4 protein-coding genes and 1 pseudogene are annotated in these 4,358 nt (G+C 51.7%); all 5 read right to left on the bottom strand.

Annotated features, from left to right (window positions below):
* Positions 1-1,413 (bottom strand): glycoside hydrolase family 70 protein (locus CCB157_RS15835; protein WP_238594742.1); only part of this gene is annotated, 1,413 nt, incomplete at its 3' end.
* A gap of 454 nt (positions 1,414-1,867) precedes the next feature.
* Positions 1,868-3,139, bottom strand: a complete 1,272-nt coding sequence (locus CCB157_RS15825) for an MFS transporter (protein WP_077616808.1) — start codon at positions 3,137-3,139, stop codon at positions 1,868-1,870.
* A gap of 108 nt (positions 3,140-3,247) precedes the next feature.
* Positions 3,248-3,727 carry a 23S rRNA (pseudouridine(1915)-N(3))-methyltransferase RlmH gene (gene rlmH / locus CCB157_RS15820; RefSeq protein ID WP_077616807.1) on the bottom strand — a complete coding sequence of 160 codons (480 nt, stop codon included), beginning with the start codon at positions 3,725-3,727 and terminating at the stop codon, positions 3,248-3,250.
* A gap of 59 nt (positions 3,728-3,786) precedes the next feature.
* Positions 3,787-3,969, bottom strand: a complete 183-nt coding sequence (locus tag CCB157_RS15815; RefSeq protein ID WP_077616806.1) for a CxxH/CxxC protein — start codon at positions 3,967-3,969, stop codon at positions 3,787-3,789.
* 178 nt (positions 3,970-4,147) lie between these two features.
* A pseudogene (locus tag CCB157_RS17720) lies at positions 4,148-4,358 on the bottom strand (hypothetical protein); the annotation flags it as partial.

Genomic DNA, 4,358 nt, shown 5'->3' with positions numbered 1-4,358 from the left:
ATACAGCGCCCAATCCATGGTCAAATGCGGGTTGCCGTTTTCGTTTTCGAATTTTTCCGCCGCGCTGGAATACGATTCGATGTAGCTTAAGTGATTGTTTAAATTGTTTCCGAAATGCGCTTTCATGACATCCGCTTCATCAAGCAGCACTTGCTTGTCGTAATGGCTGGCGGCGTCGATGCGGAACCCGTCAAATTTATAGGTGTCGAGCAACCAATCCATCCAGTGGATTTGTTCTTTTTGCACGGTCGGGTTGGAATTGTCGATATCCAGACCGACCAAAAACTCGTTGTTGCCACTGATGGTGTTATGGATATTATGTTTTGTCCTTCCGTTTTTCTTTACAAACAAAAACTGGTCTTGGTCATCGATGCCCGAATTGTCGTTTTTATAGCTTCTTTCTTCCGACCCGAAGCCGTACTCCGGCCGGGACTGGATGTATGCGTTCGTCCATTTGGCAATCTCGGCGTTGTCGCCGTTAATAATATCGTCAACCGTCGCGAAGCCGTGTTGGCTCATGAACGAAAGATACCCTTTGTCCTTTGCATAATGAATGAGCATCGGCTTCCAATATTGGTCGGACGTGGCGGCGTCTTTGGCCGCATACCAGCCGTCCACCGGCAAATACGTATCGACGGTGTTGATTTTGTTCGCCGCGGCCGCTTCTTCCAGCCAGCTCGGCAAATAATTTCTCGGATCATTGGGCCCGAAAAAGCGGTACGGCTTCCCGTTATCGTCTGTCATGACGCGGCCCATGCCCTGGCCTTGCAATGACGTCCCGTTAAAATAATTTTTATTCCATTCCTTGATGTAACCGTACTTCGCTTGGCCTTGACCGCCGCCTTTCGTATACGCCAAATAAAGGTCGGCTCGGATCCTCGTCGTGAGCCCCGTCGTGTACGGGTTTTTAAACAAATCGCCGTTGTTGTCCACCCGGGTGACATAAACGGCTTCCCGGCCATTCAAGCCCAACAACTGGTTCGGAACAAGATCCTCCTGCACTTTCAAGCCGGCGGCGTGGAGTTTGTCGATCATGTCCTTCAGCTCATCGCTCGTCCCGTATTTCGTCGCCCGTTCATTGTTCGGGCCTTGGTTGAACTCGCCTAAGTCATAGCGGTCGGCGATGGCGTAGCCTTCCATATAACGGGCCATGTTAAAGGAACGGTAAGCGGGCGGCAGCCAAACGTCCGTGATCCCCCATTCCTTCAACAAATCCCCTTTGGTGGCGAGAATCTTATACATATTGCTCTCATAGGGCTGATACAAGCTGAAACTTTGGAAAATGACGCGATTGTCCAATTCCGGGCCGGAGCTATAGGCATGGGCTTTGCCCGGAAAAACACCGATCTGGCCGAAAATGATCAACAACGCGACCGCGAGCGCAACGGTGCGGTGCACATATTTTTTGATCAAACGTCTCCCCCCATTTGGTCTTTATAAAAAAATAGAATTGCGGGAAAATGCCAGCTAAAAGTTTAATATAAATATGTGGAAAATGGAAGATCCCAAAAGAAGAAACTTCCGGCCGGCGCCGTTGCGGCAGCACCGGCCGCACGCGATAAAAACACGGTTGCGCGCCTCCCGAATCCGTTTCGGATATTGACCGGCTCATGTGACCGAAGGACACTTTCCGCAGGCGGGCGTCCCCGCCCGATGGCACCGCCGGCGCACACCGCCGCTTCCGTCGCCATGATCAACGAGCGGGACGCGCTGCGCGTGAGGCATCCAAAGCCGATGCAATCGGCCGAAAACGCGGATGTGAGATTGCGCGCACGGCGCCCTCCCGCTGTAACCGGGGCAAAATCGCCCTTCATTGCGGCCGCCGGCGTCCTCACTCCGGACAAATGAGCGAATAGAGAATAGACCCTCATTCGCTGGGCCGGCGCCTTTCCCGCCGTTGTTCTTTAATGAGTAGCCCGCCCGCCAAGCCGATCAAGGCGAACAAAACCGGAATGATAAACCCGTAGCGGTAGCCAGCGCTCGCCGGACCGGCGGCAAAATGATCCAATACTTTCCCAAAAATGCTCGGGAGGAGGATGGCGCTAATAAATCCGCCGGTGTTCGCAAACCCCGACGCGACGCCGACCTCGTACACGGCGAATGATTGGCGCACGACTGCAAACGTTAACGCGCTCGCCCCGTTGCCGTAACCAATGATCAAGAAGAGAATGATCAATAAAAAATATGGCGGCTGGCCTCCAAAACAGAACAAGGCGGCCCAACTTAAAAAAATCAACGCATGAACGGCGACATATGGCCGCTTGATCGAATTAAAGCGGTTCGAAATCCAACTGGTCAGCGGCGCGCCGATGATTGCCCCAAAAAGGCCGAGCATGATGAGCCGGCTCGCGTCCGTGCGCGATATGCCGTACACGTCCATCCCATACGGCACGGCCCACGATCCGATAAATCCGACATACGTGCCGACGAGCCCGAAGTGGCAGAAGAACGCCGCCCATGCTTGCCGGTCGGTAAAGATGCGGCGCAACACAAGCAATGTATTTTTGCGTTTTTCTTCCATCCGGGCGGGTTTATCCTCCGCCGCGGAGGCGGCAAATCCCATGCGTTTCGGCTGTTTGACAAGCACAAAATAAAGAAGAACGCCGCACAGGGATAAAACGAGCCCGACCGTAAAAAAGGGCGCGCGCCAGCCCGAAAAGGCGATCCACGCCGAAAAAGGGACGGTGGCGAGCAAAAAGCCGAGACTTCCGGCCATACCCGAAATCCCTAGCAGACCGACAAATTCTTGCGCTTTAAACCATTGGCTTAAAATCAAAACCAAATTGATCCAAATGGTCGCATCCCCGACGCCCACCAATAAACGGGCGAATAAAAGCACCCATTCATTCGGCGCGAGGCTGTAAATGAACGTGCCGATTCCATTCAGCAACGTCCCAGCAATAAGGAACAGATTGGGGCCAAAGCGGTCGGACAAAATTCCGATCGGAATTTGCAAGCCCGCGTACGCCAAAAATTGAATTCCCGTCAACAATCCGATCATCGATGCCGACAACCCGAAATCCCTTATTAATTGGTCGGTAATTAATCCCGGTGCCGTCCTTTGCGTCACAATTAATAAATAAGAAAACACCACCGCGATAAAAACGATCCACCGATATCCGCTCTCTTGTTTTTCCAACGGTCTCTACTCCCACTAACGCTTCTATTCCCTAAAAATCATACGTCTGATGATCCTGAACCCTATTGTTGTGTAAAATGGCTTTTCGAAAATCCTGGGAAAATCGCTTTACTTATGATATGGTTCTCCCCAGTTAATCTTAAAAGCCCGGTAAATTTGCTCGAGCAGGATGAGGCGCATGAGCTGATGGGGGAAGGTAAACGACGAGAAGGACAGCTTGAAGTCGGCGCGCCGCAGCACCTCGTCGCTCAAGCCGTTCGAACCGCCGATGATAAAGGCGATTTTGCTTTTCCCGTAAGTCGCCAGGTCATCGAGCTTCGCCGCAAAGGCCTCGGACGTCATCGCTTTGCCGTCAACCGCCAAGGCGATCGCGTAGGCGTCCGAGGCCAATTTGCCGAGGAGCCGTTCGCCTTCCGCCCGTTTTACGGCGGCGATTTCGGCTTCGCTCATCGTTTCCGGGGCCGGTTCGTCGGGCACCTCGACCACGGCCACTTTCGCATAAGGCCCGAGGCGGCGGATGTAATCGTCGATGCCCTGCTTCAAATATTTTTCCTTTAGTTTGCCGACGGCGAGAATCGTAATATGCACAAGTTATCCCTCCCCTATAAACAAGTTATTAACAGCATTTATCCACATATCCACATTCATTATCCACATTCTGTATGGGAATAACTGTTTGATACTACATATATGGCCGGCCGATCACAGTATTCACATCTTGTGGATAATTGCCGTTCTTTCGGGACTTCGTCCATAACCGGCGCCTGAAGCGTTTCATCGATCACCTTCTCAAGCGCCAATTCCACATGATCGAGACAACTATATATCAAAGCCAACGACCTCCCGATCGATTCATGCCTCTTTATTATAACCTGTCCGGTTCCCCATTTACGACAGCATGACCGCTACGGATGCAGTCAAGCTTTTGTGGGCACTTTTCTTGTACAATGCAATTTGAAAGCGTTCTCCTATTTTCTTGGACTTCTTGCGTAAGCTCTCTTCAAATGTTTAAAAACCGATCAGCCCTTTCAAAGCGCGGTGAATCATCGTGCCTGAAGATTGTTTCATATAGGGGATGTTGTCACGTACATCATTTACGATTTGCTTGGTCAGCCTTTTACGGGTTTTGGTCTCTAGAGCCTTACGACCCGAACCGTTTGTTTCACGGTTCGGCACCCATTGCCCAAACCACGTTTTGACCTCCAACCGATCCTTGTCG

This window comes from Caenibacillus caldisaponilyticus (assembly GCF_002003465.1).
GTDB lineage: Bacteria > Bacillota > Bacilli > Bacillales > Sporolactobacillaceae > Caenibacillus > Caenibacillus caldisaponilyticus.
The sequence above is the reverse complement of the archived record's forward strand: the minus strand, read 5'-3'. Positions and strand labels throughout refer to the sequence as shown.